Below are 26,705 nucleotides of genomic sequence, written 5' to 3'. Positions count from 1 at the left end.
CACGGTATGAAAAACGGGCAGAGAACTATCTGGCGATGCTGACAATTGCTGCAATTCTAATTTGGCTCAAATAGGGCATTACCTTACATTTAGACTTTGCAGATACGCCCTAGAAGCTTTACATATTGCTCAAGTGGCTATTGACCCTGCTGAAAAATCGCATCATTGAGCCAAAGGAGATTGATCAAAATGAGCCAGTAAATCCGCAGGGCTATCATAAATCTCGATCGCCTCTGCTAATTGCTCATCCGAAAACCCCCCACTGCGAAATGCAATCACTGCCACGCCAGCAGCATTTGCTGCCTGAATATCATAGGGCGTATCTCCCAACATAATCGCCTCATTCGGCTTCAAATGTCCTTTCTCCAAAGTTGCTTCGATCAAATCGGGTTCAGGCTTGGAAGCGTCTGCATCGCTTGATGTTGTTGCCATCTTTTCGTCTAAAAGATCATCAACCTGAGCCGCTTTCAGCAAAACTGAGAGTTCTTCGCTCGTTGCTGAACTAGAAATGACCAATTCATATCCGGATTGCTTTAGCTTTTCGATCAGCTGTCTTGAACCATCAGTCGGAGCTAAATCAGCACCATACTTTTGCATGATCAGCTCTTTGCGTCGATCGGCAATTTGTTTTCCTTCTCCTTCTTCACCAGATAGTGACGACACAATTCGCGGAATTAATTGATCCCCGCCCATGCCGATTAAAGGTCGAACTCGATCAAACTCTACAGCATAGCCATGCTCAGCAAATGCTTCCACATAAGCATGAGCGTGAGCATCATTACTATCAACTAAGGTGCCATCAATATCTAACAGTACGCCTTTTAATGACATGGTGAAGTTTTCCTAGTGTTAAAGAATTAGTGCTGCGATCGCAAATACAATCGAGGCTCCTCATTCTAGACATTCACAATCTCCCCCAAGTCCGCTTTAAGACACATCTTAGTCAAGAGAGAATCAACGCTCTAACACCTCTAAGATGGCTTTCGGCAACAATTGATCCTTAAACCAAACAATCCGAGCAGGCGTATCCGAAACCTTTACTCCCGCCTTCTCTAAGTTCAATCGCTCTGACACTGCCAGAATCAAATCATCCCGCCCGGATTGGCGCACCTGCGAAAATTTCTTCCGCAAATACTCTGGTCGCCAATAGCCTACAATTTCAACTAAGAATGTTCTACCGTCTGGATGTACAACCCGAAAATCAGGAATCATCACGCTTCCCGGAATCGGAATTAAATCGACCTCGCGTTCTAATCGCCATTCTGTTTTAGCTTTGTTCCATCGATCAACAAACCCCGCCTCAAGCAAACTATCATAGGTCTTCCCTGGTGGATAATGGCTGACCAATCCGCAGTCGGAATCTAACGCAAATCGACCTTGGCGCGTTTTACCCGAATAACTATCATTAACCTGCAACTCAGCCGACAAGCTCCAGCGCGTCACATGCAGTAAAGCTGGAAGTAACTTTGCGATCGCCAATCCATACCGTGTGGAAGGCTTAAACAAGCTAGTCGGGCCATCGATCGTCAAAGTAAATCCATGATCCGCATCACCTTCAATGTAAGTCATTAACTGAAACAGCTTCATATACCGGAACAATAGCTTATACTGTCCCGGATCATTGCGATGTGCATTGATTACGAGATGACTTGCTCGATAAAACACCCCTTGCACTTGCGATAGATTGTAACGATGGACAAGAGCTTCCGGCGTTGGAGCTTCAAAACTAACTAGGATTTGGTTTTCTGGCAAATCTGCATACAATCCCGACTTGACTTGCTCTGGAAAAACTTCAGCGTTCAACTCCTGACTCAGCATCTTTGCAACTTGCCCGATTGTCTGCTCAGTCTCCAACACACTTGGAATTTTTTGTGCTGACAGGGCAAATACCCGTTCTCTCAGCATCAGTGGGTCAAGTGGACTCACCGTTTCAAACGTACTAAACGCACTATTAAGCAGATGTGCCAAACCGCGCTTAACTCGATAATCGGTTTCTTCGCCCTCGATCGCTTGTAATTGTCGATTCAATTCGCCTCTCGTTCCGTGCTGCGCCTCATGAAACAACGTGATCAACTCTTCAGCGATCGACAAAACTTTCTCATCAAGCAGCAATCGCTTGGGGACAATCTCTTCACCATTAAAACGTTGAATCAATAACTCAGTCGGTAACATACTTTTACTATCACAGCAGATCCATCCTACCGCTCAGATTCGCTGCATAATGGGTTCAGAAAGATAAAATACACCATGTTGAAATCTCGCTGGAAAATCTTGACGATCGTCGCCCTTCTCGTTGTTACTGTAGTGGGCTGTGCTTTTCTACTTAATCGACCTAAAGCACCGATCGGTAGTCAACCCTTACTCCCCCCTATTGTAGGAAACGTTCACCTCGCAATGGGCATTCCCAGCAAAGCTACACCCGATATTGCCAATGCAAACGACTACCTGATCGCAGATAATACTCGTTCCTACGCACTGTCTTACAACAACAGCAAACACATCCCTAACTGGACAAGTTGGCAACTGAATAAAAGCTGGCTTGGCACAGTTCCCCGCTCTAATGATTTTCGCCCTGATCCGATCCTGCCAAAAGGCTGGTATCAAGTAAAGTCCAGTGACTACAACGGTAGTGGCTACGATCGCGGACACCTCACTCCTTCTGCCGATCGCACTCGCAATCTGCAAACAAATTCCGCTACCTTTTTCATGACCAACATTCTGCCACAAACTCCTGATAACAATCGCGATGTGTGGGAAGGTCTAGAAAGCGAGTCGCGCAGACTGGTTAACACTGGGAAAGAACTTTACATTATTGCCGGTGGGCTGGGCGAAAAAGGGACGATCGGCGCTGAAAAAATTTCCATCCCCGCTTCAACCTGGAAAGTGATTGTTGTCATGGATCAACCCAGCTCTAAAGCGGCTGATGTCACAGCTAAAACCAGAGTGATTGCGGTAAATGTTCCGAACATTCAAGGAATCAAAGATAAAACTTGGCGCGACTATCGCATCAGCGTGGATCAGCTTGAAGCTAAAACGGGGTACGACTTCCTCAGCGCTGTTCCAGAAGCAGTACAACAAGCGATCGAAAGCAAAGTAGACAATCAATAAGTTCTAGAAGCAGTACAACAAGCGATCGGAAGCAAAGTAGACAATCAATAAATAGTGATTAGAATCTATAGCCATCCGGTTTGAGTTGTGAACGATAGAAGAAGTAGGGGGTGAAAAGGGAACGTTCTCCACTCCACAACTGATCTAGGTGATTTAAGATCGCTATAGATCAACCGTGATACAGCACCCATATTCTGTTATCTTCTATACATCAAACCGTGCCGGAAGTATTGCACACTATAATCTCCGTAGTTTCACCGCTTTCACGCTGATCAATTCTTCACTATGCCATAAAGATTCAGTGAAGCAGGTAGACGCGCCTCCGGTAAACCACTTAGATTACGTAATAAGTAAGCCAAAAGTCTTGTTAGACGCAAGAGTTGTAACTCCTGAACCTGCCCAAATGCTCTCCTCTCGGTCTCATCTATTGCCCAAGTCATGAGCAACCCATTTTTCTAAGTAGAGATTCCTCTTTATGACAAGCATAAACATGGAGACAAAGCGCTACTCCGAAGACTTCGATCTTCAAAGCCATTGGCTCGTTCTGAAACGTCGCTGGTTAGTTACTGTCGGTGTGTTTGCCGCAACAGTCGGACTCGTTGGACTGGCAACCACCATGCAACGACCGAGCTATGAAGCAAACGGGCGAGTGTTAGTTCAGACAAACCGCACCACCTCGCTAACCGGTGTCGGTGAAAAAATCGGAACGCTTGAACCCCTCAGACGCGAAGGTAATCCACTCGATACTCAAGCAGTCGTCGTGATGTCCTACCCCAATTTGCAGCGCGTGATTGATACGCTGCAACTTAAGAACGGCAAAGGACGATCGATGACTCCTGAAGAACTGGCTCGACGGCTTAAGGTCGAACCCGTCCCGACTACCGATATTCTCAACGTCAAGTACAACGACGACGACCCAGAGATGGCAGCAAACGTGGTCAACTTGATCATGAAAGCCTACATCGACAGCAACCTTAAAACCAACCTGGAAGAAGCCACCAAAGCAGGTGGTTTTATCGAAAATCAGCTTCCTGCTGCACAAGAAGAACTGAACAAAGCTTCTGAAGCCCTACGAAACTTTAGAACCCGCAATGGCATTGTCGATTTAGAGCGCGAGTCGGCTGCAAACATTGCCTCAGCCGCAACCCTTCAAGATCAGTTAAGCCAAGCGCGGGCCCAGCTTGCCGATGTCGCTCGGCAAGAGCAAGCAGTTGTGAATCAATTAGGACTTAGCCTCGATCAAGCTATCAACCTTGCCTCTCTCAGCCAATCCGCAGGCGTTCAAGAAGTTCTTAGCCAACTCCAGCAGGTTGAAACTCGTCTCGTCACCGAGCAATCCCGATTCAAAGGCACTACGCCGCAAATTCAAACCTTGCAGCAGCAACGGGATGACCTCAACGCTCTCCTGCAATCGCGAGTGGTAGAAGCTGTGGGCGCAAATGTGTCTGTTGCTCCGGGAGGGCTGCAAGTCGGTGATATTAAACGTAACCTTGCTCAAAGCTTGGCACAACTACAGTCTCAGCGCCTCGGTTTAGATAGCCGCATCTCGATGATATCGGGATTATTAACCAACTACCGCAGTCGCGCCTTAGAAACTCCAGCCTTAATTAAGCAAGAGGGCGATCTTGTCCGCCAGCAGGAAATTGCGCTGACTGCTTATCAAAACCTCAATGCCCGCAAGCAAGAAATTGAGGTCGCAAAAAATCAGCAGGTCGGCAACGCCCGGATTCTGCAAAACGCGCTAGTTCCGACCCAACCCGCCGGACAAATGCGCCTGCTCTTGTTGGCATCCGGAGCGATCGTGGGGTTACTGTTAGGCATTGCGGCGGCATTCCTGATCGATGCAATCGACCGATCGCTCAAGACAGTGAAAGATGCCGAAGCACAGTATGGCTATACCCTGTTGGGATTAGTGCCCCGATTTGAAACCAGTGATACTCCGACGATTATCTCGCCGAGCGGTGATGATATCTCGCCACGAGTAATCGCGATGACTTCGCCGCGATCGATGATTCATGAAGCTTATCAGATGCTACAAGCGAACCTGAAGTTCATGAGCCTTGATCGGAAGGTGAAGACGATCGTCGTGAGCAGCGCTGTTCCCAGAGAAGGCAAATCTGAAGTGACGGCGAACCTTGCAGCCACCATGGCGCAATCGGGTCGTAAGGTGCTGCTCGTCGATGCAGACATGCGGAATCCAACGCAGCACCACCTCTGGGGATTAGTGAACTCGGTGGGTTTAAGTAACGTTGTCGTCGATCAAAGCGAACTGCGACAAGCGGTGAAGCCGATTACGAGCAACCTATCGGTTCTGACTGCGGGTGTAATGCCACCCAATCCACTCGCAATTCTTGATTCTGAGGCGATGACTACGTTCCTCGAAACCGTCGCCAAAGACTATGATTATGTCTTGTTCGACACGCCACCGCTTGCGGGCACTGCGGACGCTGCGGTACTGGGCAAGATGGCAGACGGAGTTTTGATTGCGGTGCGTCCGGGTGTAGCGGATTCAGCCAGCGTCGCAGCGGCAAAATCGCTGCTCGATCGCTCTGAACCCAACATTCTAGGACTGGTGGCAAACGGTGTGAATGTACGGTACGAGCCGGACAGCTACTTCTACTACACCAGCCCGCGTGAGCAAGTTTCCGATCGCGGTGAACGGACGCGATCGGTGTTAACCAGGTAGCCCCCAAATCAGTTTGCTGTAAAGAGGAACTAGCGCGATGTCTGCTGAGAGGCATCGCGCTTTTTTTCATGCCGGGGTTCCCTTTTAGCGCTCATTACTCAAACTCGATCGTAATCGCCCAGGGAACTTCGTTAAAGAATTAAAGTCAGCTTTAGAATCAAGATCGGCATGACGACGAGGTGCAACAACTCCAAAAGTCGCACCTCGTTTCAGTTGGATTAGGCACTTGACAAAGGATTTTTACGGTGAAGCGATACTTCTCTTGGAAAACGATCGGATTCGGGTTTATCGGAGGATTGGCGCTGGCTGTGGCTGGAGCTTCGCCGAGCCTTGCGGCTGAACGGCTCAATTTACGGTTAGGGCCGTTTGAGCAATCGATCGCCGTTTCAGACTTAGAAAAATTTGCTAAAACAGGCGAAATTCCCTCGACGCTCCAGCTTTATTCGGCACTGCTAACGCCTGACTTCCGCAGAGCGCTCAACAGCCGATTACAGCTTGATCCGAACTTGGGCACTCAAATTATGGAAGATTTGCTCAAGTCGCCCTCTGGTCGGCAGGTGTTGAACTCTATTCGGCAAGCGGCACCAGGACTGAGCGTAGAAACTTTACAGGCAGGATTTTGGCTGGCAGCGCGGCAGGCAAACGGCTTAGACGCGATCGGGGTGCTCAAAGCGATTCCCCAGGATAGTGTGACGGTTGATGTGACTCAAGCAGTAGGAATCGCATCGCAGCTTAATTTTTCATACTGGAAAACGCAGGGTATCCGATCTCTGTTAGAGCGCAGTTTAGATCCAGGCAGTTCAACGTTTCGCGCCTCGTTTGATCCGTCGATCGCAGGAGCGCAGCAGGTCGAAGAGGACTCGCTTTTATTCATTGATGAAAAGCGCAATCGCAGATTACCCGTTGATTTTTACTGGAGTGCTGCCAATCCTCAAGCGCCCCTCGTCGTGATTACACCAGGATTTGAAGCAAATCGTAAGTTTCTCGCTTATTTAGCACGGCATCTTGCCTCACATGGATTAACGGTCGCAGCGATCGAGCATCCGTTTCTAGCGCGGGCGGGGTCGCTTTCTGCGCTGAACCCCGATCGGTTAATTCCAGCGAGTGAGTTTATCGATCGCCCCAAAGATGTTCAATTTTTGCTGGATAGATTTGCGAAACTGAATCAGCAACCCGGTGCGCTGCAAGGAAAACTGAATACTCAACAAGTCACCGTGATCGGACATTCGCTCGGTGGCTATGAGGCGTTAGCGTTAGCGGGAGCAGAACTGCGATTCGATGAACTTCGCGAATATTGCCGTACCAGTGGGCTGCTCGATCGAGTTCCCGCAGATTGGTTGCAGTGTGCTGCTACTGAGCGTCCCGAAAATCGTCTCAGTCTGCGTGACCCGAGAGTGGCGCAAGCGATCGCGCTGAATCCGGCGATCGGGCAAATTTTCGGCAAATCGGGACTCAAATCGGTAGCAACTCCAACTTTGATTCTCACCAGTACCGATGATACGTTAGCGCCTGCGTTTAGCCAGCAGCTTCAGCCCTTTTTGCAACTGCCAACCCCGAAATACTTGCTGACGGCGATCGGAACGACGCACTTAAGCGTGAGCGATCCGGGCAATTTCAGCGGTGCAGTCGCGCAAGGAACCCTCGTCAAAGAGCGCAAAGGAGAAGAAATGGAACCCCTGCGCCGTCTGTTACAAGGCGTGAGTTTAGCTTTCATCAAGCAAGCCATGCCCGAAGCGAAAACCTATCAGCCATTTTTATCACCGGGCTATGCCCGATCACTGTCTAAACCGGACTTACCCTTGCGGCTCAACACTGAGCTACCAGCTAATCTAACTCGCTGGTTAAGTTTAGCCGCAATGTTTTAGAGGGGAATTGCCACCATAAAGCAGGTTCCAGCCTGTTCCGTACTGTTCACGGTGATTTGCTCACCGAGCCGATCAACGCATTGCTTAATGATCGCAAGCCCTAAACCTGTGTCAGTAATCCCAGCGGCATTGCTGGCGCGGTAGAACGATCGGAACAATTGGGATTATTCGGCATTGGGAATGCCAATCCCTGAATCTCGCACCTGAAGCGGAGTTGATTAGTGTCGATCTCCAATCGACAAAGGATACTGCCGCCCTGCGGTGAATATTTGATACTGTTTGACAGCAAGTTTGCCAGAATTTGCTGAAGCAGTCCCGCATCGATCCGAATCGAGAGCACAGCAGATTTATTAGCAGTGCAGTGAGGGGTGGCATCGGAATTCATCGTGAGTAATTTCTCACAGAAGCTTCAGCATTTTCTATCGGCTGATCTCTTTGCTCATCCAAGTGATCCGTAGAATCTTGGTCATCTTCATGCGTCCTTCACACAACTTCGTTTCATGTGACGGTAGACTCTTGTTTCCTTGTGTAATTTGATCGAACCCTCATCGCAGCTTTTGAACATATTGCATTTTAACTGTTTCTCCGTATTCTCAAGTTAACTCTACGTGCGATCGCTTCAACTTCCTGGAAAACACTGAGTTTGTGCAAACTGCTTACCAGTGTTGTGATCACCAAATCAAGCTGATTTAAGCAAAGTTAGGCTGAGTTAAGCCAACCTACGACGAATTAAGCCGTACAAATACTGAGAAGCTCTCATTACCTCATCTGTAATCTCTTGTAAAACGCATTGATCCAATTTTGCGTGTTTAACCGCTTCGCAGTATCACAATCTTTCGTCTACGTTGGAGGCAAACCGATTCATCAATTTAATTTGAAGTTCACCTCTAGTTCATTCATTGCTTTGAGTCTTGGTCATCTCTTTAAGTACAAATCTCGACAAAGATAGTATTTTCACTATATGCGTACAGATGGTTAAGCTCAAGGCGACTCAATCTCACTGCCCTTCCCAGCTTAGACACAGTATCTGTTGACTCAGGGATCTCTACCAATTTTCAGTTTTGCCGAACTATCAGGGACATAGTGGAATCGAGAATCTCATCTACCCACTTTTTCAAACCGATTCCAAAGAGTAGACGCAACTGATTTAGGAACGAGATTCTCATGCGTGAAAGACTATCTGTCTCTTCATCTATCCTTTGGATATTTCAAACTAGATTACTACTGAGGGCGATTCGAGCAATTCTCAGCTCACCCAAACGCCTCCGGCGCTATCTCCTATTTGGCAGTGATAGCGCAGTCTTTCTGATTGCCACTTGTGTTGCACTGAGCCTTCGATTTGAAGATCAGCCTTTATTCGATCACCTCGATCAATATCAAAGTGCCTTGATATTGGTCATTCCGGTTAAATTTTGTATTTTCTATTTGCTTGGAATGTATCGCCCTCTGCTACGTCACACCGGGACTGAGGTGTTGTGGTTGGCGTTAAAATCAGTCATTTTAAGCGAAGCGGGATTAGTTGCTTTTACTACGCTAATGGGTGTCCCCGTACTGCCACGCTCGGTGCAGATTATCAGCGCTCTGATTACCTGGATTGGAGTAGTAGGTACACGGTTTTCGGTGCGTCGGTTTTTTATGTTAATGCAGACTGCACCGAAGACATCGAGCAAAATTCTGCGTCTGCTCCCAACCCTGGAAGATCAGCATGAGACGGAGCGGATTATCATTTATGGAGCAGGTTCGGCTGGATTTCAGCTTTCCCAAGCGCTGATACGTGAATCTGCTTATCAAGTCGTTGCCTTCGTTGATGATGATCTTGATATTCAGGGACGATTGCTCGATCGCATTCAAATCCATCATCCTGCAATGCTAAAAGTGCTGATTGATCAGTATCAGGTGACGATGGTGTTGCTGGCGATTCCGTCTGCAAAGCCGCAGGAAAAGCGACGAATTCTGAAAAGCTTAAAAGGGCTTCCGGTAAAGGTGAAAACCGTTCCTTCAATCCGAGAGATTGTGACGGGGCGAGTGTCGATCGGAAAAATTCGGAATGTGGATATTTCTGATTTGCTAGGACGTGAGGAAGTTTTACCCGATCCGAGCTTGCTGCGAATCAACATTACCGATAAATCCGTTCTCGTTACCGGAGCCGGCGGCTCGATCGGCTCAGAACTTTGTCGCCAAATTGCTGAACAAAACCCCCGCTTACTGGTGCTGTATGAATTGAATGAATTTGCGCTTTATTCGATCGATGCAGAACTGGCAGAAACCTATCCGCATATTCCTCGTAAAGCGCATCTCGGATCAGTGACAGATGGCGATCGTTTAACCGAAGTCTTTCAAAAATACCAGGTCGAGACGGTTTATCATGCCGCTGCCTACAAGCATGTTCCGCTGGTTGAAAGCAATGCTGAGCAAGGCATTATCAACAATGCTTATGGGACAATGGTGACGGCGCAGACTGCCGCTCGCTGTGGAGTTGACACGTTTGTGTTGATTTCCACCGATAAAGCAGTGCGTCCAACGAATGTGATGGGTGCAACAAAGCGAATTGCGGAGCTGGTACTTCAAGCGCTAGCAGCAAAACCAGAAACCCATACTCGATTTGTGATGGTTCGATTTGGCAATGTGTTGAACAGTAATGGATCAGTTGTGCCGCGATTTAAGCAGCAAATTGCAGCAGGTAAGCCGATTACGCTGACGCACCCAGAGATGACGCGCTATTTTATGTCGATTCCAGAAGCCTCACGATTGGTGATCCAAGCCGGTGCCATAGGCCAAGGGGGCGAAGTGTTTCTGTTAGATATGGGTGAGCCTGTGAGAATTTATGATCTTGCCGTGCAGATGATCGAACTCAGCGGTCTGGTGCCGGGAGAAGATATCGAGATCGAGGTGACAGGGTTACGACCGGGTGAAAAACTCTATGAAGAGTTACTCATTGGTGGAGATGCGATGGCGACGAGTCATCCAAAGATTTTTGCAGCACGAGAAGCAATGATCCCTTGGGAAAAATTAGAGCTGTTATTGGATCAGCTTTTCTTGGTGGCGTATCAGAAGAATCCAAGTAAACTGCGATCTCTGCTCAAAACGCTTGTCCCTGAGTATGCCCCTGCGGCACAAGCCCCAACCGTCCGTCATCACAATTAGCGATCGGACAAATAGATTAACCTGACGGGGTTCGGTGGAAAGAACTCATATCAGGTTATCTGCTCGTTTTCTCTCAGCCTATCTCAGCAAAATTCGACTACTCGGCCCGATTTGTCTAGACGAAGCTTTCGAGCCTTCAAGCACAACGCGGCTAACTTGCTGTAGCTGATTGCTGCTCAAAATCCCGCTCAAATTTGGGTCAATCCCGATCGGGGTCGAAGGAGGGAGTACGGTAGCTGGCGGCGCACTTGGAGTCGAAGGAGATGGCACACTCGGAGCCGAAGGGGGAAGCGTACCCGGATTGGGAACTGCCGGTGTACCCGGACTAGGGATGGTAGGTGAAGATGGTGCGATCGGAGCTAAACCTGCGGGAATAGTTACGCGCAACTGAACAGGCATCGCATTGATGCGGAACGAAGAAATCGTAGGCCGGGGTGGAATCTGAGGATTGGCGTTGAAATTGTAGTGCGATCGGAAGTCAAACACGGTTGGACTGGTTCCTCCGTTACGATCGCTATATCGCGCTCCCTGTCCACTGATATCAAACGTTCCCTGATACTGGAATCCGGTTGCAGGATCGGTGGCGATGCCTGTGTATCTTCCCCGTACAACCAACTCATCTTGAATCGTGCCGTGAAATCGAGTTGGTGCATTGTGATTGCGGCGGGCTGGCTGGAGTTCCCCTCCGGATAGCACTGGAGAAGTTAGCACTCCATCGGTTGAGACGATCGGAATTCCGCGAAAATCGACAAAGTAGCGCCCGCTGCTATCGACCTGTACGAGATTCGGGTTAAAGTCTTGCGCCGAATACACAAGCTGCCCGTTTCTGAAATAGCGTCCTTGACTATCTGTGTTGACTCTGGTGGTGCCTTGGTTAAAGTTTGGGTTTTGGCTGGGAGGAACAACTGTGCCAGAAACTACACCCGTACTGCGGATGACAATTTGGGCAGAGGCGGGATGAATTCCAAGAGTACCAAACGAAAGCACGATCGTAAAAAGGGTTCTAGAGAGCATAGTGACTTAAAACCGGAATGTTGTCCGCACCGTGCCAATGACGATCGGATCGTTTGCAGCATTGTGATTTGCATTGAAGATCACGAGAACGCCAGGAGTAATGTCGATCGAGGAATTGAGTCTGGCGCGGTAGAATGCCTCTAAATGCAGCGCGGTGTCAGGTTGTCCGCCTCTGCCCCCTGTGTTGCTAAACCGAGGGAAGTTATAGCCTTCGGGTAGCGTACTACTTGTGATTTTAGGCGGTTGTCCAAACAGAAAACCACCGAGATTTCCCGGCACAAACAAGTCAGGAAATGCAGAAAAGACCATCCAGTTTGTTGTTTGTACTGAACCGGGAAGCTCAACCGCTTTTGAGCTTGTCCATCCACCCCAGCCGCCGATCGTCCATTTCTGATTGAGCCGCCAAGCGACTGTTGCACCAATCGCGTGAGTGGTAAATGCAGTGTTCGTCGGCGCAAACGGTGACAGCAATTGTGAATCTCCGATTCCGGTTCCAATGAAGCCATCAGGCGATCGTGAAAATAGATAATGAATGCCGATGTTGAGCGTATTGGTGGGCGCGATCGTCAATTGCGCTCCAGCGGCGTACCGACCTCCGATTAATCCACCGGCATCTGCATTTCCCGCAAACGAGGGCAATTCAGCACTATACACTCCTTGCAAACTGAGGTGCGAATTGATTTGCCAATCGAACCCGACACCGCCTGTGCCGTTCCCGATCGCTAAGATTGGATTGCGTTGTCCGAGCAATGAAGGTGCGCCATCGCCTGCACCTTCAAGCGGATTGATCCCCCGAAAGGTATTTGCGGGATTCACGCCTACTGCACCGATCAAAACACCAAAATTATCAGCAATGGGGAATCGATAAGACAGATCGCTGATAAAGATTTGATTGTCTTGTTCGGATTCGTAGGAGAGCCGCCCCATATTGGTAAAGAGATTAGGCGCGGACGATCGTAAGTTTCCAGTTTGCAGCGTGGTCAACAGCAAGTCTCGTCCACTGAATGAAGTAGCGAGTGAGAGTTGAACATTGCTGGCGAGTGTGGGTTTTAATTCCCCTTGGCGTTCAGGTACACCGTCTCTGGGAAACAAATCAACATTTGCTTTATTGCTGGCTTGGACAGATACGATCGCTTGCCCAAACAATCGCGTCGTGGTTGAGAATTGCTGCTTCTCTAGCGTGGTCGATCGTGCTTCTAAGTGATCAACTCGACCGTTTAGCGCTGCCAGTTCAGATGTAAATTTCGTTTGTAGGGCTCGCAGCGTGTCCAAATCTTGTTGGGTGACGATGTTAGACTGCTGAGCCTTGAGTAATTCTTGTACTCGATCGAGACAAGCATTTAGTCCCGCCGCAAACTCGTATCGAGTGATTGCTCGATCGCCCCGAAAAGTACGGTCTGGATATCCTGCAATACAGCCATATCGCTCAATTAATCCCTGTAATGCTTGAAATGACCAGTCACTCGGCTGTATGTCCGACAATTGCGAAACCGACGTAACTTGATCCATTCCATCTGCAACGGGTTCGGCTTCTGAAGCGATCTCGCGAATCGAACTAAACTCTGGTACTGCTGAAGAAGGACGATCGACATCCGGTGCAATCGGTTTTAATGCAGCTGATGTATTCATTTTTACTTCGCTAAACTCTGGCGATCGGACTGTCTCTGGAGTTCCAACTTTAGCGTTAGTCGGCTTTGAGTTTAGATGAATCGAGTTTTGAAGGGTCTTCCTCTCGACAACTAAGCGGGACGGCTGCGGGGGATATGCGATCGCTCCAGTCTCGGTCATCGTCTTACTCCAAATGTTGCATTCTCCTTATACCCGTATTTACGTATAAAAACTCACGTTATCAATTAGTACTACTGATGCAAAAAATTATCTTTCTGAAGGTGGGCGTACTCGGTATACCCCAAGAGTTAAGTTAAGTTACGCCCTATTATCACTAATACTTATATGAATGTTCATTCTCGATATCGTCCCAGTGCATTTTTTGCTCTAATTGCTGGATTTGCCGTTGTACTTGGCATCTGCCACTACTATCAGCGCATTTCAAGTAAGCCTGTTTTCCCGATTGACAAAAGCACACTTACGATTGCTCGCGTCGATCAACCTGGGAATTCCGAAGTCTAAATGATCGCCTCGCATTGCTAAACGGGTTTTCCTGCACCGGAGGCATCGCGGGTTTGGTAATCTGATTGAGGATTACTGGGAGAGCCGCGCTATGACTGAGACACCACAAGAATTACCAAACGCTGACGAGTTGCTTCTATCACTCCGTCGTAAAGAGGGATCATGGGTTGAGTGGGCACACGCTTGTCAAACACTGCAAAAAGCAGGCTATACACCACAAGCCATTTTTGAAGCCACCGGATTTGAGCCAATTCATCAAAATCAAATTACTGTTGCGGCTCAGGTATTCGACTCGATGCTTAAGGTTGGGGTTTCGGATGCGGTGCGATCGTATTTTGGCAACAGAGCCAGCGATATTCTCTACGAATTACGGATTCTCTCTCAATCCGAAAGAGCCGCAGCCGCAGAGTTAGTGTTTGAAAAGAACTTAGACACAGATGAGGTTCATGAAGTTGCTCGTGCTCTCAAAGATTACTCACGCCTGAGCAAGCAGCCTGAAGCTTTCACCGCACATCCGGGTGATGCAGTGGCTTACCAAGCTTGGAAGAGTGCAAAAGAGAAAACCGATTTGCAAGAACGATCGCGCCTGATTGCTAGAGGCTTAAAATTCGCCCACAGTGAAACGGCTCGAAAAGCTATCGAGTCTCTGCTCACTGATTTCACGGTCACACCTAAGCGTCCTGCCCCCCGTCTTCCGGTTTACCGCCTGGAGTCGGACGACCAACTGCCGCGCATTCTCCCCGTTGCCGGCAAGATGCCATTAACGATCGCAGATCTTCACGCTGTCCCGATGATCGAGGAGACGGGCGCGTTTGCACTCGTGCAGTTTTCCGGTACAGGCGCGTGGATAACGGTTCCAGGATGGCAAGTGATTCGGAGTGCTGAAGATCCGGTCGCGCTTTTGTGTGATAGCGATCGATTACCGACTCCATTAGCTGGGAATCCGGAAGAAGTGATCGTGGTGCTAGATCGATCAGAGCGGCAATGGCAATTAGAGCATTATTTTGCCGTCGCCAACGGAGAACAGCTTGAATTGCAGTGGTTTGAAGAAGCACCGACAGTCACGCTTTTAGGACGGGTAATTTTGGTGATGCGTCCGAAAAAGGTTTTAGACGAGGCTTATTCAACTGAACTTTGGCAGATTGATGAATAAAAAAGCGGTTCCACCAATCTTTTGATCTGGGGAACCGCTTTCAACCGGGTAGCGTAATTATCTGACTTGACCGTGCGATGCGGTCATGTCGATCGGCTTAATGAAATACAGCTTCGCAAGTTGAACGCCATTCGAAACGTAGTAAGGGATTTTCTTCAGCGTCTTCACGAATTTCGATCCGCTGCTGCTGTCGATCTCTCTTAAGTTCTCGTTGTTCTGAACGCAAGTTTCAAGTCGCGCATAGAACTCTGGATGCTTCACGTTGAGAATAACCGGGAAAACACGACCTGCGGTTTCGTTGGTTTTCTCGATCACGGTGTACTCAAACTCGCGGGTGTTAAGACCGATCGCTTCATAGAATTCGGTGCGCTGAATATCATTCAGGTACATCGTCGCAAACACCGACAGCAAGAAGAATCGACACCAGAGTTTAGCCTTCCAGTCGTTGAGGAACTGGGGCTGAGTCCGCATCAACGCATCGAAGAAGTCTCCATGGCGGTTCTCATCTTGGCACCAGTTATCAAAGAACTTGAAAATCGGATACAGCCGATCTTCAGGATGCGCTTTGAGGTGATGGAAAATTGTGATGTAGCGCCAGTAACCAATCTTCTCGGATAGGTAAGTTGCGTAGAAGATGAACTTCGGCTTAAAGAATGTGTACTTGCGGCTCTTGGTTAAAAAGCCTAAATCAAGCGAAAGATTAAAGTCAGACAACGCTTTGTTAAGGAAGCCTGCGTGACGTGCCTCATCGCGAGACATCAGCGAAAATCCTTCAGCTAGAAGCGGATTGCGGTCTTTCAGCTTGCGGGACAGTTCTTTGTAAAGTAAAAAGCCCGAGAATTCTGCGGTGCAGGAACGCTCTAGGAATTCGACAAACACACGACGGGTATTGCCGTCGATGTGATCCCAGGATTGCTCGAACTCCTCATCCCGCACAAAATGGTGGCGGTTGTAGTCGTTTCGCAATTCTGCAACGAGCGCCTCGAATTCTTCCTCGTTAACCGAGAGATCCATCTGCGCCATCTCGTCAAAGTCGGTGGTGTAGAAGCGCGGCGTGAGAATCGTTTCTTTCGCTGGAACTTTGATTCCAGGGCGCAGTTCTTCAAAGCCTGGTTTTTTAAGAGAATCTACCATGAGTTTTACGCAGAGCGCAGTGTGGTCTAGGTGCAGTCTGTGGATGCGGCAAATCGCTTTACCGGACTTGATTCCACGATCGATTACGACTTTTAGTGTATCAAGCTTCCTGCAGCGCTTTGACGCGGATTTATTAAGAGTTGCAACGAGTCTTTACATTTTGGAACATTGATTAAGGGCGCAGAGGCATTAAGCCCACCCTCGCACTCGGTACACTAAGATTCCGACATATTCTTTAAGTACACGAGTGGTGCGACGAATTTGATCGGCATCCGGTAAGGAATCTAGAATTCTCGCTTCTAACGTCGATTTTGAGGCTTGCTCAGCCTGGACTAAGGTGTAATCGGTCGGAGCGGGAATGGCATCAATTCCCAACTTCTTAAAGATCAGCATCGATCGCGGCATATGCATCGCCGATGTCACCAGTAGGATTTTCTCAATCTTATTTGCTTTCATAATTTCCAGTGTGTTCACAGCGTTTTCGCGGGTGTTGAGCGATCGCGATTCAAGTAGCATCGCTGAGCGCGGAACTCCCATCGGTTCCATCAGAATCGCCATGTCTTCAGCTTCGGAACCCGGATTCGATCGCCAATCAATCCGTCCGCCGCTGAGGATCAGACGGGGCGCTCTCTTTTCTCGATAGAGCTTTGCTGCGTAGAGAACGCGATCGCCTTCCTCTTGAACTTCAATCCAGGGGCGAGGCGGTAGCGCCGCTCCCGTTGAGCCGCCTAGCACCACGATCGCATCTGCGGTCGGCAGTTCGCCTTCCGTGATGTACTGATATTCCAAAGTTTTCACAATCGCGTCGCTGACCCAAGGGCTTGAACTCAGCAACAGAATTAAAAAGGTGAGCGTGACGGGGATTAAGGCTAAGCGCGATCGCTTTTGCAATATCAAAACCAACGTGAGCAGCAGCAGCAAGCAGCTTAAGCCCAGCGGGTAAATAAACAGGGGCAGTAGTTTGGAGAAAAATAAAAACATTGAGATTGCGATGCCTTTGGCACACGGAAACGTAACCGATTTCGCAAAGTATTGTATCTCTCCTTTATGATTTGATCGCTTTTGCTGCTTAAATGCTGAAATCGCTTTTTGCAATCGGGATAACTACGGAAGTTTAGCGAATGGGACTGAATACTCAATCGAGTGTTTAAGTATTTTCGAGGATAGAGTGCAGTCACAGTTCTGGATTGAAAAGCCTGAACCTTTGGATGATTTTGAGATTGATGAAGTTTGTTTACATAAGTTAAATTGTTTCTCATACAGCAGGGCGGCAACATGGAAACGAAAAAGCGGTCAGAATTAATTCGGTTTCTCCGGGAAGAACTTGCGCTTCCCATCTCTGCGATCGATTTTGCGGTCAAGCACAGTCAACCGGAACTTACACCTCTTCCAATGGTGTTATGGCAGTATGGTTTAGTGACGCTGAACCAGCTTGACCAGATTTTTGACTGGCTAGAAAAAGTCAGCTACACCCTGTGATACAGCTGACCGTTGCGAATTTGCACGACCGGATCATTTGCTTGCCGAATCAGATTTTCATCGTGCGTTGTCACTAAAACCGTAACCCCAATTTGATTTAGCTTTTTAAGAATCTTAACCACTTGCAACGAATTTTCTGGATCAAGATTTCCGGTCGGCTCATCGGCTAGGACAATCGGGGGAGTTCCGACGATCGCCCGCGCAATACTTGCCCGCTGCTGTTCCCCACCAGAAAGCTCTTCTGGAAAACAATCTGCTTTGTGAACCAGACCTACCATTTTCAGAGCAGGCTGTAAGCGCCGCTGAATTTCAGGACGAGAATACCCCTGCGCCCAGAGAACAAACGAGACATTTTCCGCCACGGTTCGACGCGGAATCAGCTTGTAATCCTGAAACACAACACCGATGCGACGGCGCAAAAAGGCGAGTTGATTGCCGCGTAGACGAGCAGGATTTTGACGATCGACAAAAATTTCGCCTTCAGAGGGCAGTTCTGCGCCATAGAGCAATTTAAGAAGAGTTGATTTCCCGGAGCCGGAAGGCCCTGTAATAAACAAGAAGTCGCCGCTTTTCACGTCGAGCGAAATGCCGGAGAGCGCAGAACTTCCGTTCGGGTAAGTTTTGCTCACCTGACGCAGTTGGATTAGCGCTGCTGGCACAGATTGAGAGTCATCACGGGTAGGGACAGAGGGCGACGGACGATTCAGGGCTTGAGCCATAACGATCGACACGGGAAATCAACTCCACCCTTGTACACCCGAAATCAGGTTGCTTCCTCCGAGAAATCGCGGGATCTTAGAAAGAGGTGAGCTTGATGGAGCGCTCCTGTTTAAGTTGTGAAGGCTAAAAGGACTAGGGATCGGGGAGTAGGGGCTAAAAAAGGAGCAACACCCCACTCCCCACCTGAGTCAGCACGAAAGTCTGTCACCCTCGCACACTAACGCTTGAAGTCTTTCAACCACTCGCGCAACTGCTCACCCGCGACATCCCGACCGCCGAGACCAAACGCGATCGCAATCGCCACCGCGATCGCACCTAGCAACAGCCCGAACGCCAAATTCACAATATTGGGTGCAATCCCGATCTGCTGAAGCGCTAACGCTGCGACAAACCCCAGAATCGCAACTCGCGCTGTCTGACCCAGCAGTTTCGACTGCCGGCTGCCAGAACTGGTAATCAAGCTGTACGCCAAATTAGCGAAGTACAATCCAACCGCAAACACGACTAGCCCAGACAAAATGCGCCCGAAAATGTAAAGCAAGCCAGAAATAATCGCCGTTAAGGCTTGGATTTGCAGCACATCCACCGCCGCAACGGTCGCAAACAGCAGAATTCCAACCAAAACAATGATGCCCGCGATTTCAGACGGCGATCGTACTGCCATTTTCTGTTGATCTATGGGTTGACTCACCTGTGGCAGCGTCTCGCCGGTTTGAAACTCGGTACTGTACTGTTCGGGTGGAACCTTGGGTGTGTAAGGTGCCGATTGCAGCCCTAGCCAATAAAAGAGATTATCGAATCCAATACTTGCGAGAATGCTAGATACCAAATCGGCAACAAACTTGCCGATTACATAAGCGATCGCTAAGATTGCTGCGGCGGTGAAGATCAACGGCAATGCGTTTAGCACTTGATTCAGCATTGCGGTTGCAGGTACCGAAATCGCTGGAATCCTGAGTGCATCGAGCGCGGCAGTTGCAGTTGGAATCAGAATTAACACATAGACGATCGTGCCCAAAATCCAGGACAGCGATTGACCGCCTCTGGCTCGGTTTAGTCCAATTCTTGCTCCTACTTGATCTGTCCCGATCGCGCTCAGCAAGTTTGTGACAATTCCCCGCACTGTTCGAGCAATAAACCAACCCACCACCGCGATCGCCAACGCTTTAATAATGTTGGGAAGGGCGCTCAAGATATCATTCAGCAGGTTCTGAACCGGCTGGAGCGGGCCTTGCAAATTCAGTACGCCTAAAATCAGCGGCAAGAAAAATAGGAAAACAAACCAGTAAACCGCATTGCCTAACGTCTCACTGAGCCGAAAGGGAGGGGTCGCTAACGGATCGTCACTTGGCTCAGTGAGCTTCTCATCTAAAGAAAACGATTCCGAGGTGCGAACGACGATCGTTTTCGCAAGCGTCGCCACAACCCAAGCCAATCCGACTAAGAGTGCAGCCGCACCCAACTGCGGGAGAAAGGCGAAAATTTGATTGAGAAAATTATTGAGCGGCTGTGAAACTGTGTTTAACCCAAGCGCATTTAAAGCAGCGACTACAGCCAGGATCATTATGATCCAGAAGACGATCGTTGAAATCAAACCTTCAACGTTAAAATTTGCTCGTCCTCGTCCGCCAGCAACCCAGTCTGCGAGTCGATTATCGAGTGTGGTTCGCTTCAGCAATCCGCGCACAACACTCGATACGAAGACAGCGACCAGTGCTCCAATTAATAGGACAAGCAGCGCCCCGCCGAGCTTGATGATTAACTCAGCGACATTAATTCCTTGGATGTAGCCGAATGGTGCCTCTCCAGGGGGGAGTTGGGCGAATTGAAAATTTCCCGCAAATCGCGACATGTCGCTGAACTGATCAAGATGTTGCCAGAACTCATTCATGATGTTTTGATAAATCCTTTCGCTTTCAAAAAGCGCCGAATCGATCGCTTTTGTAGATCTATGCCAACCGTTGCCCTAAGGAGAATAAATCAGTTGCTGAATATTAGAGCTGTCCACCGTAAAACTGCAGACGGTTTGCTCAACGTTCAGCGGTTTCTCCCTAAAATCACGGTTGCACCATAAGCGTACTCGTATCTCTCGTTAGAGAAAAGCTCCTGGAAACACTTTTTTGAATTTTCTATGAAGTGTCTGGATAATCGATCGACGATGCCAGTTTGCTAGGCTCGCGTTTTAACTCGACAAAAATTGCTGAGTCGCACAAGTTAGTGGAGAGTATCCCATTTCCTAAATTGTTTTTTCTTCAGTCCAGAGAGAGAGGTCGAACGATCAAGCTAGGTTTGCGAATTCAGAGACAATAAAAGGAATCGATCGCAGGAGAGAAATCGGTGGAGCCACAAGTTTTCGAGCAATCAATTCTAATTCAAGCCAGTGCAACCAATGTAGAGCGCTGCTTTACTGACTTAAAGTTGATGCACCGTTGGCTGAATCCAGCATTGCGCTGCGAACCGATCAATCATTGGTCTACCGAAGTTGGCAGCGAGAGCCGCTTTGTGATTCAAATTCCGGTGTTACAACCTGCACTTAAAAGTGTCGTTGCGGAGCGGCAACCCGGTTTAGTCGTGTGGCAATTTGAGGGATTCTTTAAGGGGCGCGATCTCTGGGAATGCAATCCCGAAAACAAGGGAACGCGCCTGATCAATCGATTTGAATTCGAGATTCCCAACGCGATCGTGCGCTTCGGATTTAACCAATTTGCGGCAAAGTGGACACAAGAAGATATGCAGGCGCAATTGCGCCGATTAAAGCGAGTGGCAGAAACCTTAAGCTAACTGCCTTCGATGCGATCGAGCAATTGTTCAATCACATCACGATCGTTCGCGTTTGGAACGTTATCGAGATAAGCCTCTAAGTCTTGGCGAGCTTCAATCCAGCGATGGGTTTGAAAATAGATGATGCCGCGATCACGTAGCTCAAACGGCGCGTCGGGAAACAGAATCAAAATTCTTTCAATCATGGTAAGGCATTTTCCAATTTTGCCTTGGTTTAAATAAATGCCCTTTAGATTGGTCAACATTCGCGCCAAAAATTGTTTTGCGGTCACTGCTTCTAGAAACTTGGGACGCATTTCAACAGGCTGTCCGGCAAGCTGGTTTAATCGCTCTTGGCAATCTTGCGGAAACAGAATTTCTCCTTCATGAAACGCATCCACAAAAATTTCCATGTCTTCATTCACCGCAGGACGAATGAGAAAATGCCCCGGCATTCCAACTCCAATCATCGGAAAATTAATGCGTTTTGCAATCGCTAAATACAACAATGCTAGTGAAATTGGAATTCCAGTTCTGAGATCGATCACGTCATTCAAAAAGCTATTCCGCGGGTCATAATAATCTTCAGAATTTCCATGAAATTCTAAATCTTTATACAAATACTGATTAATTGTTTGAACAATTCGCAGCGGATAGGGTTCTTCTGGAAGCCTAGCTTGAATCTCTACTGCCATTTGATCAAGTGCTTTCAAATAATAATCAACCTCTAATTCTGGGTACTCTTCTTGTGCAATATAAAGGGCTGCTTTTTCTAGGTTGATCTCTTCATCATCCTGACGCACTTCCTGATAAAAACGTTGTCGAGCCAGCGAGAATTCCATTCCTTAATGTCCTACGTAATCATTTCCTGAACCGTATTGCCAGGCATCCACCCACCGATTCCAAACATATTGCTGAACGGGCGATAGTGCTTCAATCCAAGGTTTTAGTTTTGGCGCGATCGCAGACAAGACGGTATAAATTGCCAAATTAAAATAGTGCAGCATCCAATCTAGCAGAGCTAAAACGCCAACGTGGGGAATAATCTTCAAAACCAACCCTGGATGAGCAATTGCTGTTCTAAGCAGGGTTTGAGAAAGTGGCATAAACTGAACGACATCCTGCAAAAAAGGCTTCAAAACTTGCTCACCGGACTGTTGCATCTCCGAGAAAACTGCCATCAGTAATTGATTAATCTGCTCGGGATTCACTTTTTGATTTATGCCAACGCTCATCGATCGCTGAAATAGCCAGGTGACTGATAAATTTGGCTGATAAGGTTGCAGCAGCGCTAAAGATGAACGATCGAGCCTTTGGCATCGTAGCGCCTGATCAATCCCATTGGTTAATCGTTTCAGGTGCCGCACCATTGCTCCAAAGCCACCGAAGCTAAGGGGCGATTGGCTGCCACTGCTATCCCCGATCGGCAAAATTCGATCCCATTCTAGATGTAGAGGACTTTCACGATAGCAGGGAAAGATACCAAACAATGCCCTAACAAATTCGAGTTGCTCAAGTTCAATGTTTTGGTACTCAGGCAAAAGTTTGAGGTAGTCATCAAATAGCGTTTCTAGTGAAAATCGATCGCGATCCGCATCTAAATAAGTGAATAGATAAGTGGTTCTTCCGTCTCTTGCAGGAAAAGCCTCCCAGAAATACTGGCACTGTTTCTGAATTGGCGTAAAAGATGCAATCAAATCCCCCGCCTCATTTTGTTCAAATCCCTTTGCACAAGTTCCAACCACTAAGCAAACTCCGTCTGGTTTCTTTCCCTGTCTTGCTTGTTGAACAATCGGTGAAAAATGCCCCATCGCATCTAGCATCAAATGGGCAGTTAGTGACTGATTGATACACACTCCATTCGGATGAATTTGTACACTTTCAAAGGGCGTATTTTCGATTAGATTACCGCCATTTTTGAGAAATAATTGTTTTAGCGTTTCTAGTAAATACGCTGGATCAACTCCAGTATTTAGGACATTCTTAACAAAAATCTGATTATCCTCAGAAAAGCTGATCCGGACGGGATTGAATTGAGTTGCGATCGCAGCTTCTAACTCCGTTTTAGTCAGCAATCCTAACTCTATAAACACCTCTAATTCCTGGCGAGAAATGTTCCATTCTTGCTCTCGCCCCTTTAAAGCTCCTCGCTCGATCAGTGTTACTCGCCAACCCTTCTGAACCAATGCCGCACCCAGTAAAATTCCCAACGTTCCGCCACAAATCACGGCATCCCAATCCACTGAATCTAAAGGCTGATCCTTCACTTCAACCGCCTGTGGAACGGGCATCGAACCTCCTCGCACCTCTTTCCATAAGGCATCGACTCGACGTAATCCTTCCAAGGAATTTCCTGGAATCTTGGCTAAAATCTCTTCTGTGACTGACATTCGTTCACCGTGATCGTTTCTCTATCGTAAATTATCGACCGAATGCCACGATCGCATTTTGTCCCCCAAATCCAAAACTGAAGCACAGAACGTTTCTTAATTCCGTCGATTCAGCCGATGTCGCGATCGCTAGCTTAAATTCCCCGTTTCTCATCCCCACATTCGGCGGCACTATCTGATGTTTCAACGCCATCAAACAAAATGCTGCTCCCAATGCCCCAGATCCGCCAAGTGTATGCCCTGTCGCTCCTTTCGTCGAACTTACCCAAACAGAATCGGAAAAACAGTGCTGGATCAACTGTGCTTCGTTGAGATCGTTTAGCTGCGTCGCCGTTCCGTGTGCGTGAATGTAATCAACCTCTTGAGCTTTCAGAGAACTCCGCTCAAGACACTGTTTCACAGCCACGATCGCGGCTCGGCTCTCCGGCTCTGGCGCACTGACATGATAACCATCTGCCGTCAGCCCAAACCCCAAAACCCGACCATAGATTTTGGCATTTCTTCGTTGTGCCACCGTTTCGGACTCCAGCACAAAAATTGCACCGCCCTCACCTAGCACCAAGCCCTGTCGATCGACATCAAACGGAAACGCCCCATCTTTTGCTAGTGCCCCCATTCGCTGAAATCCGATCAGCGTTAGCGGCGTAATCGGAGCTTCGATCGCCCCACAAATCACGCGCTCACATTGCCCACTGCGGATCAATTCTGCTCCCCGTGCGATTGCCCAAAGTCCCGTTGCACAAGCCGCCATCGGAGCAAGCACGATCGCTTGAGACCCAACCAATTGAGCCGTAGTGATCGCGCTTCCATTCGGCAAAGTATTCAACCAGTTTAGAAATTCACCTTCTCCTGCGGTTAACTTTTCCCACTGCGCCTGATTTCCCCGACTCGACCCGACGACGATACCGCACTCGCACAACGGTGCTGTTAATCCAGCATCGTTCATAGCATCTAAAACAACTTGGCGCGTTAAGTCCAGAATCTCAGCGGGATATTTGCCAATCAGCGCGATCGGTCGTGGCTCCAAGGCTAAAAAAGGCTGGTAGAACTGAATGCCCGATCGTCCGTCTACCAATCCTTCCCAAGTCTGCGCCAGATTTCCTAATGCTGACGCTAAACCCACTCCAGTTACAACAACAGACATTTAAGGCGAAGTCGTCGGACTCGGAGAAGGACTTCCGGCTGGACTTGGAGAGGGACTCGCAGTACTACTTGTCTTTAAATTCTCTAACCCTTGGGTTACTTTTGCCGACTCAATACGATCGCCCTGTTGAATCTTGTCAACGGTTTCCATTCCCTGAGTCACATACCCAAACACTGCATAGTTTCCATCCAGGAACGGCAAGTCCGCTAGGGTAATGTAGAACTGAGAAGAGGCAGAATCGGGAGCCTGCGATCGAGCCATTGCTACTGCACCACGAGTATGTCTGAGCTTCGGTGGAACGTCGATGCCCGCTTCAGCAAATGTCCGGCTATAAATTGGTTCATTCGCCTTCTGCGGCGTAATTTCAAGGGGAACATCGCGGGGTTGTTGCGTCGCTGGGTCAATAAATCCACCGGTTCCCAGACGATCGAGAGGCACATTCGGATTCTTACTTTGAGGATCGCCCCCCTGCACTACAAATGGCTGTGGCTCTCTCACGACGCGATGAAACACTAGTCCGTCATAAACCTTGCGATTTACCAAATCGACAAAATTTCCTGCTGTAATTGGCGCACTTGTCCCATCAAGCTCCATCGTGATTGGTGAACCCTTCACCGTGATTACGACCGTCGCTTTTCCCTGCAATCGGGGTAGCCCACCGGCTTGAGGAGAAAAAGTCGCAGTTGCAGTCGGAGCGGGGCTACTAGGACTTGGTGAGCCGGTCGGTGCAGCCGAGGTCTGCGGCTGTCCATTACATCCAGTCAGCGCAACCATCCCGACGATCAACGAGCACGCAACCCAGTTTTGAAATTTTGTCCGCATTTTAAATCACCTATCCCAACAGACCATCTAACATCTTACGCATATTCCATCAGCTTAAATCGACAAAAAAGGTTTGTAGAACTTGGCTCCACAAACCTCTTCGTTATTCTTGCACATCAGCATTTACAGTCCTTCAAGCGGCACACCCAGGAATCGAGCTAACCCTGCCGCTTCATTTTCTAATTCCGCTAATGTCAGCGGTTGCCCCACTCGCGTCAGGGGAATATCCCGCATCCCTTTCACTCGGAGATAAAGAGAGCGTCGCGGATTCACACCTTCTCGTAACACCGCTTTCACCGCTTGCACATCCGAGGTTTTCAGGTCAACTTCCACCCGTCGATTTTTTCCGGGAAAGCCCCAGCGAAAAATTTTGACCTCTCCGGTTTCCTTATTGAATTCGTTGTATCCGCCGCCCAAGTTCCAAGCGATCGTCAACCATAAGTAAGTTGCCAGCAGTAATCCAGCCGTCCCATAAAAGCCCATTGCCAAACCTTGAGGAACAAACACAAGCTCGGTCGGATCAGAGAACGGCAGCAAATTAACTTTTGTGTAACTCGAAATTGCAGCAAGAAAAAATCCACTGGCTCCGATCGACACGATCGTCGCCCACCAGTAGTTACTAAATCGCCGTGCCCCTAAGACCGGCTGACGCAAAACAAGATTTTCTGAAGAGGTGGTTTGTGCCGCCATAGCGCTTGTGCTACCTAAAAAACTTTCAAGACTTCCACTCTGTAAGCGGTCTGAACCGTACCCAGAGCGTTTTACAATCTTAAAAACAACCCTATCTAGTATACTCCCTACAACGCTTTGTAAGCGTAAGTAAACATAAGTATAGGTACTTATTGACAATTGAACTTTCTCAGGAATCAGATCCGGATCGAAAATGCTAAAACTCCTATTTTGATTGGCGATCGTAGGAAAGTTCAAAAAAAGTTAGCTGAGATTCCACGTATCGGTTTGTAAATTTTCTAATTTCTCCTATTATGTATAGGCATATAAACTCGTTCACTCTAGACAGCCCGTAATTTTTCGTATAGCTAGAGGATTTTTCAAATGACCATCGCAGTAGGTCGCGCGCCAGCGCAACGCGGCATCTTTGATGCCCTCGACGACTGGCTCAAACGCGACAGATTCGTCTTCGTCGGCTGGTCTGGCA

General features: G+C 48.4%; 21 protein-coding genes. 7 read left to right on the top strand and 14 right to left on the bottom strand.

What is annotated here, in order from left to right; all coding sequences use genetic code 11:
* Window positions 1-162: 162 nt before the first annotated feature.
* Both NC980_RS23920 and NC980_RS23915 read right to left on the bottom strand, forming a co-directional pair.
* Complete coding sequence (locus tag NC980_RS23920; protein WP_190379180.1) at window positions 163-831, bottom strand: HAD family hydrolase; 669 nt, start codon at window positions 829-831, stop codon at window positions 163-165.
* 123 nt (window positions 832-954) lie between these two features.
* Entirely contained in the window at window positions 955-2,172 is a 1,218-nt protein-coding gene (locus NC980_RS23915; RefSeq protein ID WP_190379179.1) for a DUF790 family protein, read from the bottom strand.
* A 75-nt stretch (window positions 2,173-2,247) separates the two neighbouring features.
* On the opposite strand from NC980_RS23915, the gene NC980_RS23910 reads away from it, so the two are divergent.
* The 3 genes from NC980_RS23910 (at window position 2,248) to NC980_RS23900 (ending at window position 7,659) form a co-directional block, all read left to right on the top strand.
* Window positions 2,248-3,108, top strand: coding sequence for a DNA/RNA non-specific endonuclease (locus NC980_RS23910; protein WP_190379178.1), 861 nt, complete (start codon window positions 2,248-2,250; stop codon window positions 3,106-3,108).
* 475 nt (window positions 3,109-3,583) lie between these two features.
* Window positions 3,584-5,794 carry a polysaccharide biosynthesis tyrosine autokinase gene (locus tag NC980_RS23905; protein WP_242027180.1) on the top strand — a complete coding sequence of 737 codons (2,211 nt, stop codon included), beginning with the start codon at window positions 3,584-3,586 and terminating at the stop codon, window positions 5,792-5,794.
* A gap of 245 nt (window positions 5,795-6,039) precedes the next feature.
* Window positions 6,040-7,659, top strand: a complete 1,620-nt coding sequence (locus tag NC980_RS23900) for an alpha/beta fold hydrolase (RefSeq protein WP_347273118.1) — start codon at window positions 6,040-6,042, stop codon at window positions 7,657-7,659.
* A gap of 100 nt (window positions 7,660-7,759) precedes the next feature.
* On the opposite strand, the gene NC980_RS23895 is transcribed toward NC980_RS23900, so the two are convergent.
* Entirely contained in the window at window positions 7,760-8,044 is a 285-nt protein-coding gene (locus tag NC980_RS23895) for an ATP-binding protein (protein WP_190379183.1), read from the bottom strand.
* 779 nt (window positions 8,045-8,823) lie between these two features.
* Between NC980_RS23895 and NC980_RS23890 the strand changes: the two genes are divergently transcribed.
* Window positions 8,824-10,803, top strand: a complete 1,980-nt coding sequence (locus NC980_RS23890) for a nucleoside-diphosphate sugar epimerase/dehydratase (RefSeq protein ID WP_190379176.1) — start codon at window positions 8,824-8,826, stop codon at window positions 10,801-10,803.
* Between the two features lie 78 nt (window positions 10,804-10,881).
* On the opposite strand, the gene NC980_RS23885 is transcribed toward NC980_RS23890, so the two are convergent.
* Both NC980_RS23885 and NC980_RS23880 read right to left on the bottom strand, forming a co-directional pair.
* Window positions 10,882-11,817 carry a hypothetical protein gene (locus NC980_RS23885; RefSeq protein ID WP_190379175.1) on the bottom strand — a complete coding sequence of 312 codons (936 nt, stop codon included), beginning with the start codon at window positions 11,815-11,817 and terminating at the stop codon, window positions 10,882-10,884.
* Between the two features lie 6 nt (window positions 11,818-11,823).
* The gene (locus tag NC980_RS23880) at window positions 11,824-13,605 is read right to left on the bottom strand and encodes an iron uptake porin (protein WP_190379174.1); all 1,782 of its coding nucleotides are present in this window, start codon (window positions 13,603-13,605) and stop codon (window positions 11,824-11,826) included.
* 433 nt (window positions 13,606-14,038) lie between these two features.
* On the opposite strand from NC980_RS23880, the gene NC980_RS23875 reads away from it, so the two are divergent.
* A complete protein-coding gene (locus tag NC980_RS23875; RefSeq protein ID WP_190379172.1) occupies window positions 14,039-15,100 on the top strand; it encodes a RuBisCO accumulation factor 1 in 1,062 nt (353 codons plus the stop codon).
* A gap of 57 nt (window positions 15,101-15,157) precedes the next feature.
* Here NC980_RS23875 and acsF read toward each other — a convergent pair whose 3' ends face one another.
* Together acsF and NC980_RS23865 are read right to left on the bottom strand one after the other, a co-directional pair.
* Complete coding sequence (acsF, locus tag NC980_RS23870; protein WP_190379171.1) at window positions 15,158-16,234, bottom strand: magnesium-protoporphyrin IX monomethyl ester (oxidative) cyclase; 1,077 nt, start codon at window positions 16,232-16,234, stop codon at window positions 15,158-15,160.
* A 189-nt stretch (window positions 16,235-16,423) separates the two neighbouring features.
* Window positions 16,424-17,215: a YdcF family protein gene (locus NC980_RS23865; RefSeq protein ID WP_190379170.1), complete on the bottom strand. Its 792-nt coding sequence runs from the start codon at window positions 17,213-17,215 to the stop codon at window positions 16,424-16,426.
* A gap of 294 nt (window positions 17,216-17,509) precedes the next feature.
* On the opposite strand from NC980_RS23865, the gene NC980_RS23860 reads away from it, so the two are divergent.
* Entirely contained in the window at window positions 17,510-17,713 is a 204-nt protein-coding gene (locus NC980_RS23860; RefSeq protein WP_190379169.1) for a DUF2949 domain-containing protein, read from the top strand.
* On the opposite strand, the gene ftsE is transcribed toward NC980_RS23860, so the two are convergent.
* Together ftsE and NC980_RS23850 are read right to left on the bottom strand one after the other, a co-directional pair.
* Window positions 17,701-18,432 carry a cell division ATP-binding protein FtsE gene (gene ftsE, locus NC980_RS23855; RefSeq protein ID WP_190379168.1) on the bottom strand — a complete coding sequence of 244 codons (732 nt, stop codon included), beginning with the start codon at window positions 18,430-18,432 and terminating at the stop codon, window positions 17,701-17,703. The genes NC980_RS23860 and ftsE overlap by 13 nt on opposite strands.
* Window positions 18,433-18,650: 218 nt before the next feature.
* The gene (locus NC980_RS23850) at window positions 18,651-20,324 is read right to left on the bottom strand and encodes a mechanosensitive ion channel (RefSeq protein ID WP_190379167.1); all 1,674 of its coding nucleotides are present in this window, start codon (window positions 20,322-20,324) and stop codon (window positions 18,651-18,653) included.
* Between the two features lie 446 nt (window positions 20,325-20,770).
* Between NC980_RS23850 and NC980_RS23845 the strand changes: the two genes are divergently transcribed.
* Window positions 20,771-21,214: an SRPBCC family protein gene (locus NC980_RS23845; protein WP_190379166.1), complete on the top strand. Its 444-nt coding sequence runs from the start codon at window positions 20,771-20,773 to the stop codon at window positions 21,212-21,214.
* Here the strand turns inward: NC980_RS23845 and NC980_RS23840 are convergent.
* From NC980_RS23840 to NC980_RS23820, 5 genes are all read right to left on the bottom strand, one after another.
* Window positions 21,211-22,035, bottom strand: coding sequence for a transglutaminase-like domain-containing protein (locus NC980_RS23840; RefSeq protein WP_190379165.1), 825 nt, complete (start codon window positions 22,033-22,035; stop codon window positions 21,211-21,213). The two genes, NC980_RS23845 and NC980_RS23840, sit on opposite strands and share 4 nt — an antisense overlap.
* A 3-nt stretch (window positions 22,036-22,038) precedes the next feature.
* Entirely contained in the window at window positions 22,039-23,583 is a 1,545-nt protein-coding gene (locus NC980_RS23835) for an FAD-dependent oxidoreductase (RefSeq protein ID WP_190379164.1), read from the bottom strand.
* Window positions 23,584-23,614: 31 nt separating this feature from the next.
* On the bottom strand, window positions 23,615-24,727 hold the full coding sequence (locus tag NC980_RS23830; protein WP_190379163.1) for a beta-ketoacyl-ACP synthase: 1,113 nt from the start codon (window positions 24,725-24,727) through the stop codon (window positions 23,615-23,617).
* Window positions 24,728-25,549: a peptidylprolyl isomerase gene (locus NC980_RS23825; RefSeq protein WP_190379162.1), complete on the bottom strand. Its 822-nt coding sequence runs from the start codon at window positions 25,547-25,549 to the stop codon at window positions 24,728-24,730. It lies immediately after the preceding gene.
* 123 nt (window positions 25,550-25,672) lie between these two features.
* The gene (locus tag NC980_RS23820) at window positions 25,673-26,239 is read right to left on the bottom strand and encodes a photosystem I assembly protein Ycf4 (protein WP_190379161.1); all 567 of its coding nucleotides are present in this window, start codon (window positions 26,237-26,239) and stop codon (window positions 25,673-25,675) included.
* Window positions 26,240-26,705 lie beyond the last annotated feature (466 nt).

Origin of the sequence: Leptolyngbya sp. AS-A5 (assembly GCF_039962495.1) — a bacterium.
Taxonomy (GTDB): domain Bacteria; phylum Cyanobacteriota; class Cyanobacteriia; order Leptolyngbyales; family Leptolyngbyaceae; genus Leptolyngbya.
Note: the sequence above shows the minus strand (reverse complement) of the source record. Positions and strands in the feature narration are given on the sequence as shown.